At 44.8% G+C, this 22653-nt stretch carries 17 protein-coding genes and 1 tRNA gene; 9 read left to right on the top strand and 9 right to left on the bottom strand.

The genetic code is table 11. The features are described 5' to 3' along the window. Positions 1 to 23: 23 nt before the first annotated feature. Complete coding sequence (locus EQY75_RS04375) at positions 24 to 743, bottom strand: carboxylesterase family protein (protein WP_129603203.1); 720 nt, start codon at positions 741 to 743, stop codon at positions 24 to 26. Positions 744 to 1048: 305 nt separating this feature from the next. Here EQY75_RS04375 and EQY75_RS04370 point away from each other — a divergent pair, with 305 nt between their 5' ends. The 3 genes from EQY75_RS04370 to EQY75_RS14165 are packed head-to-tail and all read left to right on the top strand — an operon-like array spanning position 1049 to position 3197. Continuing rightward, positions 1049 to 1357 (top strand): hypothetical protein, encoded by a 309-nt coding sequence (locus EQY75_RS04370; protein ID WP_129603201.1) that lies wholly within the window; start codon positions 1049 to 1051, stop codon positions 1355 to 1357. Between the two features lie 8 nt (positions 1358 to 1365). After that, positions 1366 to 2622: a tetratricopeptide repeat protein gene (locus EQY75_RS14170; protein WP_246019998.1), complete on the top strand. Its 1257-nt coding sequence runs from the start codon at positions 1366 to 1368 to the stop codon at positions 2620 to 2622. Then, entirely contained in the window at positions 2577 to 3197 is a 621-nt protein-coding gene (locus EQY75_RS14165; RefSeq protein ID WP_246019996.1) for an adenylate/guanylate cyclase domain-containing protein, read from the top strand. The genes EQY75_RS14170 and EQY75_RS14165 overlap by 46 nt, the downstream gene beginning before the upstream one ends. Before the next feature lie 204 nt (positions 3198 to 3401). Here the strand turns inward: EQY75_RS14165 and EQY75_RS04360 are convergent, their stop codons facing one another. Beyond that, positions 3402 to 4535, bottom strand: coding sequence for a glycerate kinase (locus EQY75_RS04360; protein WP_129603199.1), 1134 nt, complete (start codon positions 4533 to 4535; stop codon positions 3402 to 3404). Between the two features lie 205 nt (positions 4536 to 4740). On the opposite strand from EQY75_RS04360, the gene EQY75_RS04355 reads away from it, so the two are divergent. Continuing rightward, the gene (locus EQY75_RS04355) at positions 4741 to 5154 is read left to right on the top strand and encodes a hypothetical protein (RefSeq protein WP_129603197.1); all 414 of its coding nucleotides are present in this window, start codon (positions 4741 to 4743) and stop codon (positions 5152 to 5154) included. Positions 5155 to 5192: 38 nt separating this feature from the next. Here EQY75_RS04355 and EQY75_RS04350 read toward each other — a convergent pair whose 3' ends face one another. Genes EQY75_RS04350 through EQY75_RS13970 form a run of 6 tightly spaced genes read right to left on the bottom strand, consistent with a single transcriptional unit; the run spans position 5193 to position 16339 of the window. Further along, complete coding sequence (locus tag EQY75_RS04350; protein WP_129603195.1) at positions 5193 to 7418, bottom strand: hypothetical protein; 2226 nt, start codon at positions 7416 to 7418, stop codon at positions 5193 to 5195. An 18-nt stretch (positions 7419 to 7436) separates the two neighbouring features. Then, complete coding sequence (locus tag EQY75_RS04345) at positions 7437 to 9695, bottom strand: hypothetical protein (protein ID WP_129603193.1); 2259 nt, start codon at positions 9693 to 9695, stop codon at positions 7437 to 7439. Positions 9696 to 9716: 21 nt separating this feature from the next. After that, positions 9717 to 11951: a hypothetical protein gene (locus tag EQY75_RS04340; protein ID WP_129603191.1), complete on the bottom strand. Its 2235-nt coding sequence runs from the start codon at positions 11949 to 11951 to the stop codon at positions 9717 to 9719. Positions 11952 to 11976: 25 nt separating this feature from the next. Further along, complete coding sequence (locus EQY75_RS04335) at positions 11977 to 13317, bottom strand: RagB/SusD family nutrient uptake outer membrane protein (protein WP_129603189.1); 1341 nt, start codon at positions 13315 to 13317, stop codon at positions 11977 to 11979. Between the two features lie 11 nt (positions 13318 to 13328). Further along, positions 13329 to 15839: a SusC/RagA family TonB-linked outer membrane protein gene (locus tag EQY75_RS04330; RefSeq protein WP_165200521.1), complete on the bottom strand. Its 2511-nt coding sequence runs from the start codon at positions 15837 to 15839 to the stop codon at positions 13329 to 13331. Beyond that, positions 15800 to 16339 carry a carboxypeptidase-like regulatory domain-containing protein gene (locus tag EQY75_RS13970; RefSeq protein WP_165200518.1) on the bottom strand — a complete coding sequence of 180 codons (540 nt, stop codon included), beginning with the start codon at positions 16337 to 16339 and terminating at the stop codon, positions 15800 to 15802. Before EQY75_RS13970 ends, EQY75_RS04330 begins: the two co-directional genes overlap by 40 nt. Positions 16340 to 16701: 362 nt before the next feature. Between EQY75_RS13970 and EQY75_RS04325 the strand changes: the two genes are divergently transcribed. Next, positions 16702 to 18660 carry a helix-turn-helix domain-containing protein gene (locus EQY75_RS04325; RefSeq protein WP_129603186.1) on the top strand — a complete coding sequence of 653 codons (1959 nt, stop codon included), beginning with the start codon at positions 16702 to 16704 and terminating at the stop codon, positions 18658 to 18660. Positions 18661 to 18850: 190 nt separating this feature from the next. On the opposite strand, the gene EQY75_RS04320 is transcribed toward EQY75_RS04325, so the two are convergent. After that, positions 18851 to 18924 (bottom strand) — tRNA-Arg (locus tag EQY75_RS04320). A 419-nt stretch (positions 18925 to 19343) separates the two neighbouring features. Here EQY75_RS04320 and EQY75_RS04315 point away from each other — a divergent pair. The 4 genes from EQY75_RS04315 to EQY75_RS04300 all read left to right on the top strand — a co-directional run bounded on the left by EQY75_RS04315 (position 19344) and on the right by EQY75_RS04300 (position 22651). After that, entirely contained in the window at positions 19344 to 19745 is a 402-nt protein-coding gene (locus EQY75_RS04315; RefSeq protein WP_129603184.1) for a response regulator, read from the top strand. Positions 19746 to 19819: 74 nt separating this feature from the next. Further along, positions 19820 to 20362 carry a heme NO-binding domain-containing protein gene (locus EQY75_RS04310; protein ID WP_129603182.1) on the top strand — a complete coding sequence of 181 codons (543 nt, stop codon included), beginning with the start codon at positions 19820 to 19822 and terminating at the stop codon, positions 20360 to 20362. After that, the gene (locus tag EQY75_RS04305) at positions 20355 to 22331 is read left to right on the top strand and encodes a PAS domain-containing sensor histidine kinase (protein ID WP_129603180.1); all 1977 of its coding nucleotides are present in this window, start codon (positions 20355 to 20357) and stop codon (positions 22329 to 22331) included. Before EQY75_RS04310 ends, EQY75_RS04305 begins: the two co-directional genes overlap by 8 nt. After that, positions 22328 to 22651, top strand: coding sequence for an Hpt domain-containing protein (locus EQY75_RS04300; RefSeq protein ID WP_246019994.1), 324 nt, complete (start codon positions 22328 to 22330; stop codon positions 22649 to 22651). Before EQY75_RS04305 ends, EQY75_RS04300 begins: the two co-directional genes overlap by 4 nt. Positions 22652 to 22653: the final 2 nt, after the last annotated feature.

Genomic DNA, 22653 nt, shown 5'->3' with positions numbered 1-22653 from the left:
GAAAATACAATAATTGTAGATTCTTAATCGAGCTTCTGTTCCATCATCCAGTCGTAAAGGGCTTCCGTCTGGTAGGCTTGTTCCCAGGAATTGTGACCTACCCCTTCATAGGCCGTGAAGGTCACATCGTATCCCATCTGCCTTAGAGCGGCAACCATAGTATCAGACTCTGAGAAGGGTATGGATCGATCTTCTGTGCCGTGAAAAACCCAAATGGGAAGGTCTTTGTTGATCCATGAGGCATAGGGCACCGGGGCCATTCCACAAACCACCGCAAGTGCTGCAAATCGGTCCGGATACTGTACGGCGAGTTCCCAGGCTGCACTCCCGCCCCTGCTGAGGCCGGATAAGTAGATCCTTTTCGGATCTACCCTGTGGTGTGTCGTTATGGTATCGAGGAGTTGTATAACTGCACGAACGTTCCACCATTGTTTTTTGTGAGGATTCTGAGGGGCCAGCACCATAAAGGGAAACTGTTTTCCCTCGTCCAGCATTTTTGGTGGACCATTCTTCTTAAGTACGGCAAGGCTGTCGCCGGATTCCCCTCCCCCGTGGAGGAAGAGCAAGAGGGGGAAGCGTTTTTTATCATCCTCCTCATAATCCTCCGGGAAATAGAGGTAGTATTGCAGTCTTTCTGTAACAACTGTTTCTTCTTCCCCTTCGATGAGTTGTTTTTGGGAACTGCAGCCCTGAGGTATCAATAGTAAACATAAGCCTAAAATTAACCATACCCTATTACCCATATACTCGATTTTACATTTAAAGATAGGCATCTGTTTGTGGAGGTTAAAATAGGAGGGCAAAATAGACAAAAATCATAAATCTAGAATACCGATCCTAGAGCTAATAAGCTAACATCTGTAGGAATACTCTTCGAAAGGTAATTCTGCATGCTAGGAAAGAATATATGGTCTTCCGTCCTCCTCTCCATTACACAACTATTTAATTCCCTATATTGAAGAATATAAAAAACCTTTAAAACCAACTAAATTATGACTCAACACAAGATTTACCTTTTGCAACTACCGACGATCCATGTCCACCCTATATGTCCCAGGACGGAGGAGCTACATGGAGCAACCGGGACGATGCTGACTTCACCACCGAGGTTGCCGTTGGAGATACCGTGCAGTGGCTTTACGACCTCAACATGAATGATCAGACTAATGACATTACTGGGATTGTCAGTATAGCGCCGACCACATATTTCAATCCCGGACCAAACCGCAATAACAGCTTTACTGGCACCGTAAAAAGCGGAAATCCAAATAAAGGAACTGAGGACTATACAATAAGGTATAATGTTTCCGGCGTAAATGGTACGCAATCCCAGGATCCAAAAATCAAGATGAAATAAGATTTGTATTGAGACATAAAAGCTTTTACTATTCAGCCTATATTTTTATAGGCTTTTTTTTCTTTGCACAAATGTGTCTTCATGCACAGGATCAGAATACTTCTGATAGCATAAAGATTCTGCTTGAGTCTAATCCTACAATCGATTCATTGTACCTCGAGAGACTAAAGATTGTTGCCGTGGAAGAAACGGATCCGGTTTTGGCCAGGGAATTTTCAGAAAGGCTGATAACTCTGGCAAAGCAGGACTCATTGACATCACTTCTGATCGATGGTTATCTGCAGAAAGGCAATGCCGAAATAAGACTGGGTAACCTGGCTGCTGCTCTGAAATCTTATTTTGAGGGAATCGCCTACGCAGTTAAGATTAAGGATATTTCAACCGAAGGAAAACTCTATACCTCCATTGCAGGAGTGTATTCGGAGATAGGCAGCGAAGACAATGCCATGATGTATTACAACAAGGCAATTTCAATTCTAAGGCAAACAACTGATAGCGCATCACTCGCCGGAACTTTATTAAATGCAGGAGAGGAATATTTTTATTCCAAAAAATACGATTCTGCCTTACTCTACAATCAAGAGGCTGAACAACTATTTAAGGATTTAAAATACACTTTGGGATCAGCCTATACTCTAGGCAATACGGGAATGGTATATGCTGCCATGGGAGACAATGCCCGTGCAGAATCTGCCATGAACCAGGCAATAAATGTGTTGATTGAATTGGAAGATTATTATCCTATTTCCGTATATCTTATATACATGGCAGACATCTACCTGGAAAAGAATGATATTAATACGGCAAAAAGCTATGTCTACCGCAGCCTGGATCTGGCCCAGCAGTACGGCCTGAAAGATCAGATTAGCCAGGCTAACCTCAAGTTAGCCGAAATCTTCGACCTTCAGAATGATCCTCGTTCTGCATATAATCACTACAAGGAATATGTAGTATATAGAGATAGTGTCAATAATATTGCAGAAGTTCAAAAAATGGCCGATCTGCGGACAGATTACGAGGTGTCTCAGAAGCAGATTGAGCTCGACCTGGCTGATCAGAGGCGAATAAACCAGCGCAATATTTCAATCGCTACCAGTGCAGGTCTCATTCTTATCGGCCTGTTGGCTTTTGGTTTATACAGGCGAAATCAATTTGTTCGCAAAACCAAAAAGATCATAGAAAAAGAAAAAGAACGATCAGATAATCTGTTACTCAATATTTGCCTGAAGAAACGGCACTGGAACTCAAAGAATATGGAAAGGTGAAAGCCAGGAAATATGAATCTGTGACCGTCCTCTTCACAGATTTCAAGGGCTTTACAAGTTACTCTGAAGACCTTTCCCCCGAAGCCCTGGTGGAGACCATCGATTTCTATTTCTCTAAATTTGACGCCATTATAGAAAATTATGGCCTGGAGAAAATCAAGACCATAGGAGATTCCTATATGTGTGTTGGCGGATTGCACGGGGAGGAGAAAAACCACGCAGTCAGGATGGTCTCTGCAGCGCTCGATATTGTGGCTTTTGTGGAAGAGACCAAAAATGATATCAAGGCAACAGAGCTCAGTTTTGATATTCGCATTGGGATCAACTCGGGTCCCGTCGTGGCGGGTGTAGTGGGAACTCACAAGTTCGCTTATGATATCTGGGGGGATGCCGTTAATGTAGCTGCACGGATGGAATCTATGTCTCAAGCTGGCAAGATCAATATAAGTGAAATGACCTACCACCTTGTAAAAAAGGAGTTTATTTGCACTCCAAGGGGCGTGATTGCCATTAAGAACAGAGGAGAAATGGATATGTATTTCATTGAAGGCAGGATATCTGAAGTAACAGCTTAAAATACCTACTGAAAATCACACCTAGAATTGACAATCCCTTTCTCTAAGCCATGACTTTTTCTCGACAAATTAATTGATGAAGCGGAAGTAAATTATTTTTTTCAAGATTACAAGCTGAAGTCATCGCTCACTTTTAAGATGAGTTGTCACTATGAATGCGCATAATACTCTTAAATATCATTGAAAGGATTAAAATATCTTCAGCTAGGTATTATTCAGTTTATGGGCAAAATCGGCCGCTGCTTTTACGACATTCTCATAACTGCGTTTTAATGCGATTTCAAGGTTAGGCATATTACTGGAAACTGAAACAGTATAGGAGAGTCCCAGTTTTTCTGCAGTGCTTGCCGAGACTTCGATAATTCCACAAAAAGCAGCAACAGGGATGCTTTCTCTTTTTGCCGATTCCAATACCCCCTTAACGGCCTTACCGGAAAGAGTCTGTTCATCGAGCTTTCCTTCTCCGGTAATAATCCAGTCGGCTCCGGTGATCATCTCTTCAAAATTGGCCAGATCCTTTACCAGTTCAATCCCTGAGCTAAGTTCAGCGTTGAGAAAAACAACGGCAGCGGCTCCCATCCCACCCGCGGCTCCTGCCCCGGCAATTTGCTGAACATCAATATTAAAGTCTTTTTCAAGAAACCTGGCAAAACGCTTTAAACCCTCGTCCAATTGGTCTATCTCTCCTTCAGACGCCCCTTTCTGAGCGGCGTAAATACGGGCTGCTCCATTAGGGCCGTAAAGCGGATTGGTGACATCACAGGCTACCCTTACTACCAGGTCTTTCAGTTGGGGTAGAACATCCGCAGTATCAATAGTTGCCACTTGGATCAGGTTGGCTCCCACCGGACTTAGGATATCTCCCTCCTTGTCCAGGAATTTAAAGCCCAGGGCTGTAGCCATACCCATCCCGGCATCATTGGTGGCACTGCCACCTATGCCCAGAATAATTTCTTTAGCTCCTTTACCAAGGGCATCTGCAAGAAGTTGTCCTGTTCCCAGGGTAGTGGTTTGCATACAGTTCCTTTCATGGTCCTTGAGGACCTTGAGTCCGGATGCCTCTGCCATTTCTATATAAGCGGTTCCTGAGGATTTCGAAAACAGGTAGGTAGCCTTAATGGGTCTGAAAAGAGGATCATTAACCGTAACTTCAACGGTATCGGCATTGAGGTAGTAACGAACCACTTCGATGGTCCCGTCGCCACCATCGGCCAGGGGAGCTTTGATGATCTCCACTTCATTAAAAACTTGCCTTAAACCCGTTTCTGCCGCCTCACAGAATTCCAGTCCCGTGAGCGAGCCTTTAAATTTATCCGGGGCAATCACAATCTTCTTCATTTGTAAAACGGCTTAGAAGGAACGTAATAGTTTCAACTTAATCATCGCATTAAAATAAACAATAGTTGGGACAGACCTATTAAAAAGAAAAGATCAATTGGGTTGATAGGATGACAATTATCATTTTATCCTCCTTCTATAAGTTGTAATTTGACGTAATTCATTGAGCAGAAGGGGAATAATAGTAATAATAAAAAATACTATCATGAAAAAAGTTGGAATCTGGATCGATAAGGAAAAGGCACATATCGTTACGCTTGAGAGTGAGAAAGAACACTTTAAGACCATAGAATCCGAGATGGAGTTCTACAACGTCAGGGGTGGCTCTCGTTCCAAGACCCGCTGGGGACCCCAGCAGGTAGTACAGGACAGCCGTTATCTGGAGCGGGAAAAGCACCAGTTGCGGGAGTATTTTGCAAAACTGGCAGACACGGTCAAAAAGGCGGATGTCATCTCCATCTTCGGCCCTGCAGAGGTGAAGGATAAATTTGCCAAAGAGATGCATGAAAGATACGCGGAGATAGGAGCCAAAATACAGGCGGTCAAAACAGCGGATAGTATGACGGAAAATCAGGTAAAGGCCATGGTAAAGGAGCATTTTGGATGGGAGCGGCCTTAGAAAAGAGAGATTCCCTTTGTTCTTATCGACAGATAGCTTTAATCTAGCCCCAGCTCCTTATCCCAGTCGGGATCCCATTCGCCTTCTTCTTTCAAGTAAGTGATGACTTCGGCTCGCATTCGATGGGTATCCTCAATTATTCTGTTCTTTAAAGCCCTGAATTCTGCATTTTGATTGAACCTATCGTAGGTTCCGTACCTGAGTTCACTGAATACTCCATCCTTATTTTTATGAACGAAATAACTGGTATTCAAGACATCCAGAAAATTTTGAATGTCATCTGAAGCGTAATAGCAATCCATGAGCATTCGTTCTTTACCTATTGAAATTAGATATGGGTTATCATCTATCCTGTTCTGGTAGTATTCACAAAGAATTGCGGCGAGATTATCAGCGAGGGATTTATCGTTTGTCATCCTTAGAATGTTGATATAATCAATCAAATCACGTGCGCTGTCTCCATCTAGATCTGAAGAGGTAATACTGGCATCTCTAAATTTTGGATTCCATTTATCGAGAAGGGCATACAGACCGCTATGATCCCCTTTTTTCCATTCCAAATACGCCAGATGAAGAGCAGCCAATTCGGGATCGAGGTTTTTTTCTTTTTCCCAAAAAAGGATCCAGTCCCTTGCAAGTTCGTACTCCTTTTTTAACGAATGAAGGAAAAGTATGTTTCCGAACGTATGATCCTCATTATCCGGGTAATTCATTTGCTGATAGCGCGCATACTTATCCGAAACGGGGTCTAAATCTAAATCCAAGGAAGTCACTAATAAGGGATTGGGTCTTTCGTATGGGTTCTTTTGCGTAATTTGATGGTAGGACGTGAATGCCTGAGCAAGATCTCCATAGGGTTCGTACGTAAGCATATTCATTTTCCCAACGGCTGCAAGTAAATAAGACGAATCATTGGCTATTACTTTATTCATGGCTTGCAATCCTTTTTCGGGTTGTTTTAGCTGGTAAAAATACAAACGGGCCCATGCCGACAAAAACGTACTATTGAAGGGATCTAGCGTTACAGCCTTATCCAAACTTGCTATACGTAGTTCCATCTGTCCTGCCCTACCTAAGGCCTGGAAAAGAAGAAAATGGGCATCAGCATTACTAGGTTGAAGCTCGATAGCTTTTCTTGTTTTGGAAATCACCAAACTTGAATCCCATCTGCCTCGAGAGTTATATCTGGCTTCAGCGAGAAGGACCTCAGCCTTGTTTGGAGCCAGTCTTACGGCTTCTCGAAGATGGAAATCCATCTTTTCGTCCCTTACTTCTTTACTTAAGTTGCCATAAAAGAAACGCTGCGGGTACAGAAAACTGAGCTCAGCATGGGCTTCCGCGAACTCTGGGTCTATTTCAAGAGCCTGGTTGAGCAGATTAATGGCTTTCTCAAGATTTTTATCATCCCTTTTTACAGAATATGTTCTTGCCTCCAGGTATAACTTATAGGCATCCTTATTCCCTGTAAGCTCGGAAGCCAGCTCCCTCTCCTCTTGTGGCAGTAAGCGTACCTGGAGCTTTGAGGCTATTTTGCGACTAACATCTTCCTGAAGTCTGAAAATTTCATCAAAATTGTCTTCATAGGAGTCTGACGACAAATGATACCCATTATTGGCATTGATCAATTGGGCTGTGATCCGGATTCGATTGCTCCTGCGATCGTACTGCACACTTCCTTCCAAAATATAGTTGACTGATAGTTGTTGACCAATATCACGGACATCCTCATTCTTGTCTTTGAATTTAAAGGAAGAGGTTCGGGCAGTAACCTGCATACCACTTATTTTGGCTAGTTTGTCCAAGATAGACTCAGTTAGACCATCTGCGAAATAGGCATTTTCCGCATCACTGCTCATGTTAACGAATGGCAGTACTGCAATACTGGCTTTCTGTTTTTTATTGATTGTTGTACGACCAGCAAAGAAGAATCGCTCTACCAGCATGAAACACAAGGTGATTGCCAATGTGCCAATAATCACTCTGTTCAATCTGCGTCCTGCCTTGCGATTATCAAAAGTATCTTGCTGTATTTTACCGGTTCGCTTTATGCCTTTGGGTGTAAATTCATAGAGCCACGTTAATATTAATGCAATAGGAAAACCAGCTATTAAGATAAGCGTAAAGGTCTCAGCAATACTGGCAGGCCAGCGGAGATTGTTCGCAAGGGTTCCCACGACCTGCATAAGTAACCAGGCGGTTACCGTATAGGCGGTAGCCACCTTGTAGACATTTCGCGTTTTGAGTTCTTCGAAGAAATTGCTCATCACCTCAAGTTAAAGAATTTATTCCAACCCCAGTTCCTTGTCCCAGGCAGGATCCCAGTCTCCTTCTTCCTTTAGGTATTCGATGACCTCAGCGCGCATGCGGTGGGTTTCTTGGGTTATTCGTTCGAAGAGTGCTTTAACATCCTTTTGGTTTTCAAATCGTTGATACCACTTTTGTTTAATGTTCAGAAATACCTTTTGCCGGTCTTTCTGTTTGAAGAACCGGTCTTCTAGGGATTCTACGAATTTTATAGTGTCATTGGAAAAATAGTAGCAATCTAACAGAACTTCGTTTTTAACATCCAGGGGAGCTCTTTCATTCTTACTTGGGCCCATTCTATAAAATTCACAAATAGCATTTGACAGAATGTCCGCCTTTTCAGAGTCCTCCTCAAGCCTCAGTAATTCTGCATACAGGATCAGTTCGTCATAGTAACTCCTAAAATAGGAGATGCTGTCGCCTGGGACATTATTGGCCATTACATATGGAAAGGCCTCTTCTAAAATTTTTCTTGCCTTCCCAGAATCACCTAAACCAATTTGAATATAAGCCCTGCTAATTGCTTCAGTTTTCTGATCCAAGTTCTTTTCTGATGCCCAAAAATCTGTCATCTCCTTCCATTTACTGTATTCACCTTTGAATTCATATAACGCTGCAAGGTTATCATAAGTGTGAGCCTCATTCTCGGGATAGGCCATTTGCAAGAGGCGTCCGTACTTTTCCGCTACGGGCACAAGATCCAAAGTAAGGGAGCCCATGAGATGGTAATTCAAATTGAACAACTCATTGGGCTCTTTCTTACCGGCCTCATGTATCAGTATAAAAGATTTTGACATATCCCCATAAGGAGCCTGCATTAAGAACAATGCCTTATAACGGGCAGCGTCGGAAGCAGAGTCTTTTTGAATAATCCGATCCATCATAGCAAACGCTTTCTCGTGCTCTTTGTCGAGGTTAAAATAAACCTTGGCCATAAACTCCACTCTTCGGTCATTTAATGGGTCAAGTTCTATCGCCTTTTCAGCATACTTATAAAAAATTTCCGGTTTCTGTTTGGCCCAACTTAAAGCTCGCGCCAGAATGAAATAGGCGTCTGCATAATTCGGATTTAACTCAATAGCTTTTCTAAGCTCATCAATAACCAGACTGGAGTCTTTTGATTCTCCAAATAACTTATGTCTGGCACTGGCCACCAGGACTTCCGGTTTCTCCGGCCCATACTCCAATGCTTTTGCCAGGTGATATTTCAATTTCTCATCACGTTCGTCTTTAGCAAGATTAGACCGGAAAAACTGAGCAGGATATACCAGGCTGAGTTCTGCATGGGCCTCGGCAAATTCAGGGTCCAGGTCCAGGGCACGGTTTAACAGATCCACAGCCTTATCCAGATCTTCGGTGGTACCCCGGGTTGCATATTCTTTGCCTTTTAAGTATAATCTGTACGCTTCCGGGTCCTTACTGAGTTTTGAAGCCAGCGCTTTTTCTTCAGCTGGCAACAGTTGCACCCTTAATTGTGAGACTACCTTCCGGCCTATCTTTTCCTGAATATTCTCTATTTCATCCAGATCATCTTCATAATTTTCAGACCAAAGTGTGTACCCGTTATTGCCGTTGATCAATCGGGTACTAATCTTTATCCGCCTGCCCCTTCCGATATATTGAATGCTTCCTTCCAATACGTAATTGACCTCGAGCTCCTTAGCAATGGTCTTTACATTGTCCTTTTTATCTTTATACATCCAACAGGATGTCTTGGCCGGAACAAACATTCCGCTTATTTGTCCCAGTTCATTAAGGATCTGAGCGGGAATGGCACTGGCCAGGAGTTTTTGATCCTCTAGTGATTCTTCATCTTTCAAACTATTTAAGTAATCAAAGGGCAGTACGGCTATACTGGCCTTTTGTCTTTCATTGATGGTGGTGTACCCGGCCATAAAAAATCGTTCTACAAGCAAAAAGCAGATAAGAACCGCCAGGGTACCTATGATGATCCGATTGAGCCTTCTCCCTGCCCTCCTGTTATCTGAAGTTTCTTCCTGTACCTTCCCAGTGCGTTTGAGTCCCTGAGGGGTGAACTCGTAGAGCCAGGTCAGCACCAGGGCGATGGGGAAGCCCACGATCAGGATCTTGATCAAATTGCTCGCCACGTTTTCCGGCCAGCCCAGGTTAGGACCTATGGTATCGACCACCTGGATGAGAAGCCAGGCCGTGATGGCATATGCCGTGGCCACCTTGTAGACATTGCGGTTTTTGAGTTCTTCGAAGAAGTTGCTCATGGCACTTTGATTTTTATATGATTATTCCAACCCCAATTCCTTGTTCCACTCCGGATTCCAGGCGCCCTGTTCTTTTAAGAAAGCGATCACCTCAGCCCGCTGGCGGTGCACCTCAGCCTCTATTTTTTTAAAGAGTTTTTGATATCCCGGGTCGTTCTCATAGCGCAAATAGAATCCAGTTTTCATGTTGACAAACCAGTCCATTTTATCATTTTTAGCAAAGTAGATGTCATCTAGTTCCTTTAAAAAGTCCTCTTTTTGATCAGCAAGGTACATACAATCTAATGTCAAGTCATTCTTCCTATGAGGGTGAAGATCAGGATCGGATGCTATTCTATTTTGCGTATAGTCACAGAATTTTTGAGAAAATCGATCTGCCTTTTCATTTTGCCCATTCATTCTGAGAAGATCGGTATAGGTGGCCATATTGATTTCATCTTCACCTGCAAGTTCTTCATCAAGGATTTGCTCACTGTGATAAATTGGGAAACCTTTCTCAAAAACGTCCAATGCTACCTTAAAATTACCTTTCAAGACGCCTAAATAGACTTTATCCAGAAGCATTTCCTGCTCTGTGATCAATTGTTTTTCGAAAGCATAATTAGTAAGGTCCTCTAGAGCCTCCCAATCACGTTTGAAGAGGTAAATTGCACCTACGTTGCGCCAAACTGCGTCAGAACCTGAATACCGTAATTGAATGGTGCGGGCCAGTTTTTCAGACCAGGGCCAGAGGTCCAGATCTAATGCTCCTAAAAGTCCCCAATTTAAATTCCAACGTTCTGCAGGGTCTTTTTTGTATTCCCAATATTTCAGTTTAAAGGATTCCACCAGATCCCCATAGACTTGAGCCAGTATAAGGGATTTAAACAAGGCCAGCCGATTAGAATTGGGCGCATCCGGAGCGATCATCAACTGGCGGTCAATGACCGCAATGGCTTTCTCATACTCGTTAAATCTGAAAAACAGATGCCTGGCCAGCATGGCGTTGTAAAAGCTGTTCCCGGGGTCAAGTTGCAAGACTTTTTGCAGGGCTTTAAATCCCAGCTCGGGTTGACCCGTTGCTGATAAAGCATTATACAACTCGTAGTGGGCTTCTACGTATCCCGGTTTCTTTTCGATAACTTTCCTCAGGTCTTCCACCACATTCGTCTTATCATTGAGTGTCCTGAACTCATAACTTGCCTTGGCAAATAAAACCTCCGGCTTTTCAGGAGCGATCTCAAGAGCCCTGTCCAGATGTTCCTTCATCTTCGGACGAACCTCTTCCCCACTCGCATTCCCGTAGGCCCTTCTCATACCGTGGGCGTGTACCAGCTGGGCATGCCCTTCGGCAAAATCAGGTTCCATAGCGATGGCCTGTTCCAGCAGCTCGATGGCCTTCAGGAGATCTTTTTCAGTCCGGTTCATGGTGAGCTCTTTGGCTTTCAAAAAAAGCTTATACACCTCCTGATTCTCAGTAATCCTGTCAGACAATGCCTCATCCTCTCTGGGTATCAACTGTACCCTCAGGTTAGAAGCTACCTCTCTGGTAACCGTTTCCTGAATATCCTGAGCTTTGTCGAAGTCCTCTTCAAATGTCCTGGAGGACATGATATAACCGTTAGAAGCGTTGATCAGATGGGTGGAGATCCTCATACGGTTCGTTAAAGGATTGTAATGCAACTCCCCATCGAGCAGATAATTGACATCGAGCAATTTGGCAATCTTTTTTATATCCTGATTAGTTTTTTTGGCTTCGAAGGAGGACGTCCTGTTGGTCACACTCAAACCACTGATAATGGCCAATTCATCAATGATCCGTGCTGGTAATGCATTGGCTAAAAAGGCATAGGTTGAATCCGCGCTAAGATTCTCGAAAGGCAACACGGCTATACTGGCCTTCTGGGTTTTATTGATCGTGACACGGTCTGCGAAAAACACACGCTCTACCAGCAAAAAACAGATCAAAATACCCAATACACCTATAATGATATGGTTAAGCCTCCGCCCGGCCCTCCTGTTATCTGCCGTCTCTTGCTGCACCTTCCCGGTGCGCTTAAGGCCCTGTGGGGTGAACTCGTAGAGCCATGTCAACACCAGGGCAATGGGGAAGCCCACGATCAGGAACTTGATCAAATTACTCGCCACGTTATCAGGCCAGCCCAGGTTAGGGCCCACGGTATCTACAACCTGTATCAACAGCCAGGCCGTGATGGCGTAGGCTGTGGCTACCTTGTAGACGTTACGATTTTTAAGTTCTGCTAAGAAACTGCTCATAATTCTCGATGATTACTCTTTAATCCTAATTATTATACCCCGGGTTCTGTTCCAGGTTAGGGTTGGTATCTATATCGTCCTGAGGGATGGGCATGACCAGCTGGTCTGCATCATAAGGAATACCGTCAATAACTTCCTGAAGTCGCTTGGCATCGTGAAATCGATGACCTTCAAAGGCCAACTCCCGCTGTCGTTCCTCCAGGATGTCCTGCAGGGTTGCGCCAATGATAGGTGCCGCATTGGATCGGGCCCTAAGGGCATTGATCTCCACTTCCGGACTCAGGCCCACAGATGTCCCTTCCCTAAAATTGCTTTCGGCCCGGATCAGATGCATCTCTGCGATGCGAAGGAAAGGTGCATTGGCAAACTGCCCTTGCCATTTGGAGCTTACTGTAGTACCATTCCCCGAATAGAAAAAACTGGCCCGGTCATCCAGACCCGTAAAGAGATCGAAAAAGGGCGGCTCTATCGTTATGTCTGCAGTCTGGGACCGACCCCCGAACTGAATGGTGGCCCAATACGTATTGAAATTATTGGTCCCGTCCTGGGTTGTGATCTGCCAGGCAAGGATGTCCTCGATCCCATCCACCTCATTGTTGAAGGCCGAGGGCAGATCCGGTGCCAGGGAATGCCCGCTGTTTTGGAGAACATCATCTGCTGCGTCCCTGGCGGCTGCGTAATTGCCCTGTTGCAGATAAACCCTGGCCAGCAAGGCCTGAGCAGCAAAGGCATCTGCCCGGAAACCATTTTCCGGGGGCAGGAGATCGTATGCATCCTGCAAATCTGAGAGGATCTGGGTATATACTTCCTCTACTGATTTACGGCTTGGATAGGAGAGCTGACTCACATCGGTCACCCCGTCAAACACTATGGGTAACCCCAATTGTGTGTTACCCCCTGCAGCCTCGTAGGGAAGGGCAAAATAGCGTACCATCTCGAAATAGAGCAGTCCTCTCATGAATTTCGCCTCCCCTTCCAGCCGGTCCCTTAGGGCAGGGTCCTCTGCGAGATCCAAATTATTAAGGACGATGTTGCATAAATTGATGGAGCGGTAGGCGTTAGCCCAGAGGAACCGGATAAAGCCATTGGTGGCGATCACTTCTTTGCGGTCGAACTGGAAGAACTGCGCAAAGGTTCCACGGTAGGCCAGGTTGCCTTCATTGGCGAGCAATTCAGATACCGTCTGGAATTCTCCGGCCAGGTGGTTATCGGCAAAGGCATAGGCCCCCAGTAGCAAGCGGTCCAGATTGTCCGGATCATCCAGCAAGGTTTCCGGGGTGAGCGTATTAGTGGGTTCAATATCCAGGTTGTTATCGCAACCGAAGAAAAGGATACAAACAAGAAGAAATATATGGTGCTTTTTCATGGTCAGGATATTTAAAAGTCAACATTAAAGCCTAAGGTGAGTGTCCGGGGTTGGGGAGGGGAATAAAACCCCAATCCGGAGGCGAGGGAATTTCCCTGTAATTGATCCCAGGACGATTCCGGATCCCAGCCCTTGAAATCGGTGATGGTAAACAGGTTGACCCCGGTAAAGTAGATCCTCACCCTATCCAGGCCCAGTTTTTCGGATACGTCTTGAGATAAAGTATATCCCAGGGTCAGATTCCTCAAACGGACAAAGTCCGAGTCCTCAAGGTAACGGGAAGAAAGTTGTGTTCCGTTCCCTCCAAAAAGCCTGGCCTGGGGAATGTCTGTCACATCCCCGGGTTGTTGCCAGCGGTTTAGCTGGTCGCGGGTCTGGTTATCAAAGAAATCCCCGTTGGCCGATTGGTAGATTCCACCTGCATTGTAAACCTGAGCTCCCCACTGCCCCTGGATGGTAAAGGAGAAGTCGAAATTCTTGTATCGCAGCGTATTGGTCATCCCGGCGATCACATCCGGAAAGGGATTTCCAAGAATACGACGGCTAGCCTCTCCGTAGTCGCTGGTCGTTGTACGGTCAAAGCTACCGTCCGGCAGTTCCGTATTGAGGTAATAAAGAGCATCACCATTGTCAGGGTCAACTCCCGCATATTCGGGCATATAGAAGGACGCCACAGGCTCACCCTCCCTGACGATCTTTTCTTCCCTGATGATATCTGCCCCATCCGGTAGTTTTTTTACCTCATTCTTATTGATGGCAATATTCAAAGAAGTAGACCAGCCAAAGTCTTCGAGGATGAGGTTCTTGGAATCCAGGGTAAATTCAAAACCGGTGTTCTGTATATCCCCCGAATTCTGATTGATGAATCTTATGCCGTTGTTGTAAGGGATAGGGACCAGGAAGAGTACCCCTTCTGTATCCTTGACGTAGTAATCAAAACTGCTATTGATACGATTATTGAACATCCCCAGATCCAGCCCAAAATTGTACTGGGTCGTATCTTCCCAGCTCAGTTCCTGATCGCCCAGGGTTCCCAGCCAGAAACCCGGGTTCTGGTTATAGGTGATGGTATTGAACTGGGTGCGGCTCGCGAAATTACCTATGTTGGCATTACCTGTGAGCCCCCAGCTGATGCGTGCCTTGAGGTTGGAGATGGTCGGATGGTCCTGCAGGAAGGCCTCTTCTGAGAGCAACCAGCCCACACTGGCCGCTGGAAAGACCCCGTATTGGGTATCTGCACCGAATCGTGAAGAGCCATCTACTCTGACACTCGCTTTAAGCAGGTATCGGTTCCACAAAGTAGCATTCGCCCGTAAAAAGTAAGAGGCAAAGCTGTAAGCGGTCTCGGTGGTGGATCCATCGGTGATCTCCCCGGCACTATCCAGTTTTTGCAGTAAGTCTGAGGGAAAATCCTGCCCTTCCACAAAGAGGCTTTTCAGTGTGTTCTCTTCAAAGGACATTCCCAATACGGTTTCGAGTTGCCAGCTGGCCTTGTTGAGCTGATGTGAGAAATAATTGTTGATCACGTATTTCTCATTCACCAGGTTAAAGGCATCGGCAAACCCATTGGTGGAAGCCGACTCTGTCAGGCTCCCAAAAAATCGTTCTTCCAACTGCTGGTTGTAGTCATATCCGAATTCCGACCGGAAGCTCAGATTTTCTGAGAAATCCACCTGTCCGTAAACCTTTGCAAAGGCACGCCAGACGTTAGATTCAAAATCCCCGTTGAACTGATCCATGAGGAAATTGTAGTAGAGGGTGGTTTCTGTATTTGGGGTGATCCCGTCATCGAGATAAGGGCGAGAGAAAGGAATTTGGGCAATTGCCTGCAATGGATTGGCAAATGCATTGTCGTTTGCGATCCGTGACAGCTGGGACTTGCTCACATTGGCATTGATGCCCAGGGTGAGCCATTCGTTGCCGCTGTTCTCCACATTGGCTCTCAAGCTGTAACGTTCCAGCGTATTCCCTCTTATGATGCTGTTGGTCTTATTATATCCGGTAGACAGGAAAAAGGTGGTATTACCCCCTCCCCCGCTGGCGCTGAAATTCACATCCTGTATGCTACCGGAGATCAGGGCCAGGTCCTGCCAGTCAGTATCCACAGCTCCATCCCGCCAGTCGCCCTCTTCCTGGGCAAAGAGGTTAAAGAAAAAAGCCGCATCATCTTCCGTAAAACCTGAGTTGAGGGCTGCCTCTGTAAAGAGTTCCACATATTCCTCTGTATTGAGCCATTCCAGGGTATTGGAAGCTTCACTCCAGCCATAGGAAGAACGGAAAGAGAAACGGGTATCTCCTTTCCGACCGCTTTTGGTGGTGATCAGTACAACCCCATTGGAACCACGTGAACCATAGATGGCTGCGGCCGAGGCATCCTTTAAGATCTCTATGGATTCAATGTCTTCAGGGTTAAGTCCGATCAAGGAGTTGATGGGAGACCCATTAATGCTCCTATCTACCTTGTCAATTGGGATACCGTCGATCACGTACAGGGGTTCCTGGTTACCGCTGATGGTGGCCACCCCCTGACCCTGATCTTAAATCCGGATTCTGCCCGTCCGCTGGTCTGAGTGATCTGTACTCCGGCCGTCTTACCCACCAGTGCACCCTGAATGGAGGGCACTGGAATTTCTTTGATCTGTTCGGAGGAAACGGAAGTGATATTATCGGTCAGCGTTTCCCGGGTAGTTGTACCGTATCCCACCACAATCACCGCATCCAGGTTATTACCGGGTTGAAGGCTTACATCGATGACTGTATTTGTACCTACCAGGATCTTGGCAGCGTTGAAGCCCACATAGGAAAATACGAGCACCTCTTCCGGGCCTGCCTCGATCTGGTAATACCCATTGAGGTCAGTTACCGCGCCCCGCGTGGTTCCTTCAATGGCAATGTTTGCCCCGAGCAGGGGCTGGTTGAAATTATCCGTGACAGTTCCCGATATTGTTTGTCGTTGGGCAAACAGGGAACATGTTGAGCACATCAGTACCCACAATAAGAAAGTCCTGGCTGTGTTATTCATATTGGTCAGGTTTTATCGATCCGACCTGCCCACCGGAGAACAGGTCGTATCGAGTTGGTTGAACAAATCGCATCATTAACCATGAGGACAGAACCGCTAATTCTCTGAGACTGTCTTGATCTTTGTTGCTATCTAAAGTTCTTCAATCCTTGGTGACACCCTATGCAATTATGTTTACTGAACCTTAAAAAAATATTGAAGGTTTTAAACTATGTTTCCATATTGACGCTTCCCCTTAGTTACATTTTAGCAGTAAATCACATCCAGAGTTGATGACAAATCCTGTAGATCAGCGACTTACATTTTTATTTTTTGAGAAAAAAAGCTAACTTGAAGAGTAAACCAGCCGATATCCATACCTAATGAATGCCGCGGATTTTATTTCCCGGGCCAGGAACCTCGTTTTTGACAACCTGCTAAACCCTCAATTCGGAGTGGAAATGCTCGCTGCAGAACTGGGGATCAGCCGGTCTGAGCTCTACAAGCGGATCAAAAAGTTCGAGAACAAATCGGCCAGCCAGTTCATCCGGGAGATCCGGCTCGAAAAAGCACTGGAACTTCTCAGGACAGACTCCTATTCCATCGGGGAAATCGCCTATATGGTAGGCTTTCACAGCCCCACCTACTTCTCCACCGCTTTTAAAGAAAAGTACGGTTATCCCCCCAGTATTTCCAAACAGAACAGCCGTATTCTGCATCGTCCGAAAGCTCTTGGATCAAAAAGAAAGCTCGTCCCGTTTGTAGTTGGGAGTGTGGCCATCCTGGTCCTGGCCATCTCCGCCTTTGCCGCCCTGGGTGGTACCATGTCAAAATCCGTTTCGCTCTCCGTAGACAGGAGCACAACCCTCAAAGCTTACGGCCTTTACACTGAAGCCAGAGAACTCGTCGAACAACGAAAAGACAGCGCCTTTCCCATCGCCGTGGAACTTTTGGAAAAGGCCATTGAGCTCGACCCTTCCTTCGCAGAGGCCTATGCAGAAATGTCTTTTCTGTACGGGCAATGGCATTATTACGGCAGCCTGAAGAAAGCGGAGAGGGACAAAATGATGAGAAAGTACCTGGATCTGGCCATTAGCCTCGACTCGGCAAGTCCGGAGGTACTGCTGGCCAGGGCCGATTATCAATGGAAGCATCGCAATTTTCCTGAGGATTCTACCGAGATCCTTTACGGCTTTCAAAGCGTTCTGGAAATGGATCCCGAACATGACAGGGCACACTATCGTCTGTACCAGGCGAGGCGCGCCATGGGTCAGTATAAGATCTCACATTCCCATTTAGAAAAGGCTTCAGAGCTTGAGCCAAAGAATTACTTCTATAAAACCATCCTTGCCCGGGACCTGTTCTGGAAAAAGAACGAAAGGGATAGGGCCATGAACGTGATCGAAGAGGTAATCAAAAAGAGCGATCGTCCGGGAGGCGTGTATTTCAAGTCAATGTTTCTGACGGAAAGTTCCAAAGACGGCCATGTACAGGCCTTTAAGAATTTTCATAAGGCGCTAAAGGATTTTCCCTTCCTGTATGGCTATATGTACTGGAATACCTATATCACCCTGGATCTGGACCTCCTGCCCCTCGCAGAGCGATACAGCCGTTTGATCCAGATTAAATATCCCGAAAACACCTTTTACACGTACGGTAATGCTTATAATATCTTAATAGCTGAGCAGCGCTACGATGAGGCCATGGACTTCACCATCATCTGGAATTCAAACAAAGGCCTCGATGACGATACAGCCGTTGCTAACATCGCAAAGGCACATTATCTCAAAGGGAACCTGGAAATTACAAAAGAGATCCTGCTGAAGCATTTTGGTCAGGTTTTCGAAAGCATGGCCGATGGAACTCACCCCAAAGTTTCGATAACATCTTCAAAGATTAGGGCTGCCAAAACCTATATCGATATTTTAAGAGAATTGGGCGAAAACGACATGGCCCAACCCTTAGTAGATTTTATTTGCTCCTATTACTCAGATTTTAATCTGAGAGGATTTTTTGCCACAAAATTGGATCATTTGGATTGTGCTTATTTACAGAACGATCTCGAAGGTTTCCTGCTAGCCTTAAGAAATGGTTTCTTCCGGGAAGGCAACAGGTTAGGAGTTTATATGGTACTGAAACTTTCAAATTATCCGGCCTTTGAGAACGAACCGGCATACCAGGAGCTGTTTCGGGAAATTGAGCAGGAGACCCATCGTATGAGGGCGCAGGTGATTGAATACCTCAAAGCAGAAGGCAATTGGGATCCCGTTTGGGATAGTTCACTGGAATTATACAACAGGGATGTTGTTATGAAAAATTCTGACTTGCCCCGCTTTAATTAAAAGGATGACGCGCTACGCACTTGTTCCTGACAGCACTCAAAGTCGCAATTAAAAAACCTCAAAGCTGCGCTTGAAACTTTTGGATTACTCACTTCGCTCGTGATCCTGACAAAGCTCCGCTTTGAAAATCAAAAAAGACGCAAAATAAAAAAGCAAGCTTTATATTTCGCTTGCTTTTTTGATTTATTCGTGATCGCGACAGGATTCGAACCTGTGACCGTCTGCTTAGAAGGCAGATGCTCTATCCAGCTGAGCTACGCGACCCTCTCTTTTTGCGGGGCAAATATACTAATGTATTGTATAGTATAAAAGATAATAATCTCATTATTTGGTCTCTTTAAACTTCTACCACTGTACAATTGATGGAAGTCTGACCTTAAACTTTGCTGAACATTACAATTAGATCAAAATGATCTTATACAAAAAAATGGAACCCAACCCTTAACTAAGATTACAATGGGAATGCATAAAACATAGAACTGTTTAAGGTCTTACTATCAAAAAAAGTCATTAAATTGTTTTGAAATCAATAGACTTAAATACAAGTCAGTTACAATTATGAGTGAAAATAATTTATCTACAGCGATCGACCATTCGTCTACACTTATTTCACATTCATCTACAGTTGTCTTTTAATATATGGTTAATCCCAGATCTTTATAGATTACTAAAACTCTAAAGTGATGACAATACTCTTTATAGAAGACGACACCATTGAATCGATGAAACTCAACAGGACCGCTGCTAAATTACCTGAGAAACACAATATCATTCAAGCTAAAAACGGAGAAGAGGCACTGGAAATCCTAAACGGGCCTACTCAACTCCCGGATATTATTTTTCTCGACCTCAATATGCCCAGGATGAATGGGATAGAATTTCTCCAAATCCTGAAAAAAGATCCCGAACTAAAATATTTGCCTACTATCATTTTGACAACATCACAGAATAGGGCCGACCTGCTTGAGTGCTACCGCAACGGAATTGCCGGTTACATTATAAAGCCCCTTAAATACGAGGATTACGAAGATAAGATACAAAAAGTGATTGCCTATTGGGAGATCAATGAACTTGTCAAAGCCTAATGGAAATGGGGCTTTGACAACAAAATTTTTACCTCATGTGCTAATTTTCTTACATTGTAAGCAATTAAAAATATATGAAAGGAATTGTTTTTACGGAGTTTCTTGAAATGGTGGAAGAAACCTTTGGTCTTGAAGTAGCGGACCAAATCATAGAAGAATCCAACCTCCAGTCGGAGGGAATTTATACCTCTGTAGGCACCTATGAATTCAATGAAATGGTCTCCTTACTTACCAATCTGAGTAAGACGGTGGAAATACCTGCAAACGAACTGCTACATACCTTTGGCTTGTATCTTTTCGATAGTTTGGGGAAAGCTCATCCCGAGGTTATTAAGAATTACAAAACGCCCCTGGCCCTCCTCATCTCAATTGAAGACCATATCCACGTTCATGTAAAAAAACTATATCCCGATGCGGAACTTCCAACGTTTAACGTGGTTGAACAATCGGAAAACAGCCTTTCCATGATCTACAAGTCCTCGCGGGGACTCTACAGCCTGGCTCACGGCCTTATGGAAAAAACATTCACCCACTTTAATTCCACGGCCCAAATCTCCTATGAACTGCTGAAAGAAGACGGGACCCAGGTAAAATTTGACATTGTCCAAAATGGATAGTAAAGAGGTCTCTTTGCTGAAAAAGGCGCTTGAACGCCAGAAAAAGGCAAGGCGGCAGGCCGAGATGATCCTCGAGGAGAAATCCCGGAAACTCTATGAGACCGCCAGTCAGCTCAAGGAGACCAATGCCCGACTTGAAAATCTGCTCAGTGAGAAGACCTCTGAACTGGAAGGGGTGTTCATCAATATAGTGGACCCCTATGTTGTAATGGACATAAACGGGAATGTTATCCGGATGAACGCTGCCGCCAAAGAACTTCTGGGATATGACCACAATGAGGAGGTTTTCAACCTGACGCAATTGGTACACCCCGACTATCTTGAATACACTCAAAAATCCTTCAAACAGCTCTACGAGGTAGGTACTCTGAAGAATTACAGGGCAAAGATCTATGTAAAGGACAAAACAGAACGGTTTGTTCAGGTAAACAGCAGTCTTATCTACGACAAGGACAGGAACCCTATTGCAGCCCAGGGGATCATTCGGGACATTACCGGAGAAATGGAGGCCGAAGAGCAGATCAGGGCCTCTCAGAACCGATTGTCCACCCTGATCTCCAACCTGCAAACGGGCGTGTTGCTCGAGAACGAGGATAGGAAAATCTCCCTGACAAATCAGATTTTCTGTGACCTCTTCCAGATACCTGTCTCACCTGATCAGTTGAAAGGAGCCGACTGCTCAAACGCAGCAGAAGATAGCAAACACCATTTTACGGATCCTGAAGGATTTGTTAAAAGGATCGAAAAGATCCTAAAGTCTAAAAAACTGGTACTCTCAGATGAATTGGAAATGAAGGATGGTAGGATCCTGGAAAGGGATTACATACCCATTTTCAGCGACGGAAAATACAAAGGCCACCTTTGGACCTACCAGGACGTGACACTAAGGAAGAACTACAAGAAGAACATCGAAGCTCAGAAAGAGAAGTACTGGAGTATTATCGCTAATATGAACCTCGGACTGATCGAAGTGGACAACGACGACGTTATACAGTTGGTCAATCAGAGTTTTTGTAAAATGAGCGGGTTTTCAGAAAAAGAATTATTGGGGCAGAAAGCCAGTGAAATCCTTAAAGTACATGAGAAAAACCTTATTGAACAAAAGGGGAAGGAACGCCTAAAGGGCAAATCTGATTCCTACGAGGTAAAAGTAGTGACCAAATCAGGACAAACCAATCACTGGCTCCTAAGTGGTGCGCCCAGGTATGATGAAACCGGTAAAGTTGTTGGATCTATAGGGATCCATCTCGACATTACCGCTCAGAAAAACCTGGAACTCCAAAAAGAAGTACTGCTCACAGAATTGGAGGCCAGCAACCGCGGCCTGCAGGAATACGCCCACATCGTATCACACGATTTAAAATCCCCGCTGAGGAGCATAAGTACCCTGGCTACCTGGCTTCATGACGATTACATAGAACAGCTTGATGAGACGGGGGTCTATAACCTGCAGATGATGCAGGAAAAAGTAGAGGGAATGGACAAACTCATAGACGGGATTTTAAAATATTCGAGTATCAAAAGTGAGACCCTGGAAAAAAAACCTGTAGACCTTAACCAAGTGGTCCACGACATCAGGGAGATCATCTTCATTCCTGAACACGTCAGTGTAATCATCATGGACCCCCTCCCTACCCTTCAGGCCGACGCCACCAAAATGCACCAGCTGTTCCAGAACCTGATCAGCAATGCCGTGATCAACATCGATAAATCGGAAGGTATTGTTTCTATTGGCGTTGCGGAAAAGAAAGATAATTGGGAATTTTACGTTCGCGACAATGGAATTGGGATCCCCAAAGAATACCACGAGAAGATCTTTAAGATTTTTCAGTCTATCGGTTCAGAAGAGCGGTCAACAGGAATTGGTCTTTCAATCGTAAAGAAGATTGTAGACCTATACCAGGGAGAGATTTGGCTGGAGAGTAAAGTAGGAGAAGGAACAACCTTTTATTTCACCTTAAAAAAATGATCTTGGAACAACCTAATCTTAAATATATCAAACAACTAGCCGGAGATGACAAAGCTTTCGAAGATAAATTTATCACTATCTTAAAGGAAGAATTTCCGGCCGAAAAGGAAGAGTATTACATGACTTTGAAGGAAGAACGATTACAGGATACAGCGCTTATCGTTCACAAACTGAAACACAAACTCAATATTCTGGGCCTTGAGCAGGGCTACGGGATTGCCGTAGAATACGAAGAAGAATTAAAAATAGGTAATACCCACAATTCTGCATCATTCGAATCGATTTTAAAAACCATTGAAACCTACCTAAAGATCATTTGACC

The sequence above is a fragment of the Muriicola soli genome, assembly GCF_004139715.1.
GTDB lineage: Bacteria > Bacteroidota > Bacteroidia > Flavobacteriales > Flavobacteriaceae > Muriicola > Muriicola soli.
This window is presented reverse-complemented; position numbering and strand designations above follow the sequence as displayed.

Excerpts from the sequence above, each read along its gene's own strand:
- EQY75_RS04375 (WP_129603203.1), bottom strand. The coding sequence starts at position 743 with ATGGGTAATAGGGTATGGTTAATTTTAGGCTTATGTTTACTATTGATA.
- EQY75_RS04370 (WP_129603201.1), top strand. The coding sequence starts at position 1,049 with ATGTCCCAGGACGGAGGAGCTACATGGAGCAACCGGGACGATGCTGAC.
- EQY75_RS04360 (WP_129603199.1), bottom strand. The coding sequence starts at position 4,535 with ATGAAGAAGATTGTGATTGCCCCGGATAAATTTAAAGGCTCGCTCACG.
- EQY75_RS04355 (WP_129603197.1), top strand. The coding sequence starts at position 4,741 with ATGAAAAAAGTTGGAATCTGGATCGATAAGGAAAAGGCACATATCGTT.
- EQY75_RS04350 (WP_129603195.1), bottom strand. The coding sequence starts at position 7,418 with ATGAGCAATTTCTTCGAAGAACTCAAAACGCGAAATGTCTACAAGGTG.
- EQY75_RS04345 (WP_129603193.1), bottom strand. The coding sequence starts at position 9,695 with ATGAGCAACTTCTTCGAAGAACTCAAAAACCGCAATGTCTACAAGGTG.
- EQY75_RS04340 (WP_129603191.1), bottom strand. The coding sequence starts at position 11,951 with ATGAGCAGTTTCTTAGCAGAACTTAAAAATCGTAACGTCTACAAGGTA.
- EQY75_RS04335 (WP_129603189.1), bottom strand. The coding sequence starts at position 13,317 with ATGAAAAAGCACCATATATTTCTTCTTGTTTGTATCCTTTTCTTCGGT.
- EQY75_RS13970 (WP_165200518.1), bottom strand. The coding sequence starts at position 16,339 with ATGAATAACACAGCCAGGACTTTCTTATTGTGGGTACTGATGTGCTCA.
- EQY75_RS04325 (WP_129603186.1), top strand. The coding sequence starts at position 16,702 with ATGAATGCCGCGGATTTTATTTCCCGGGCCAGGAACCTCGTTTTTGAC.
- EQY75_RS04315 (WP_129603184.1), top strand. The coding sequence starts at position 19,344 with ATGACAATACTCTTTATAGAAGACGACACCATTGAATCGATGAAACTC.
- EQY75_RS04310 (WP_129603182.1), top strand. The coding sequence starts at position 19,820 with ATGAAAGGAATTGTTTTTACGGAGTTTCTTGAAATGGTGGAAGAAACC.
- EQY75_RS04305 (WP_129603180.1), top strand. The coding sequence starts at position 20,355 with ATGGATAGTAAAGAGGTCTCTTTGCTGAAAAAGGCGCTTGAACGCCAG.
- EQY75_RS04300 (WP_246019994.1), top strand. The coding sequence starts at position 22,328 with ATGATCTTGGAACAACCTAATCTTAAATATATCAAACAACTAGCCGGA.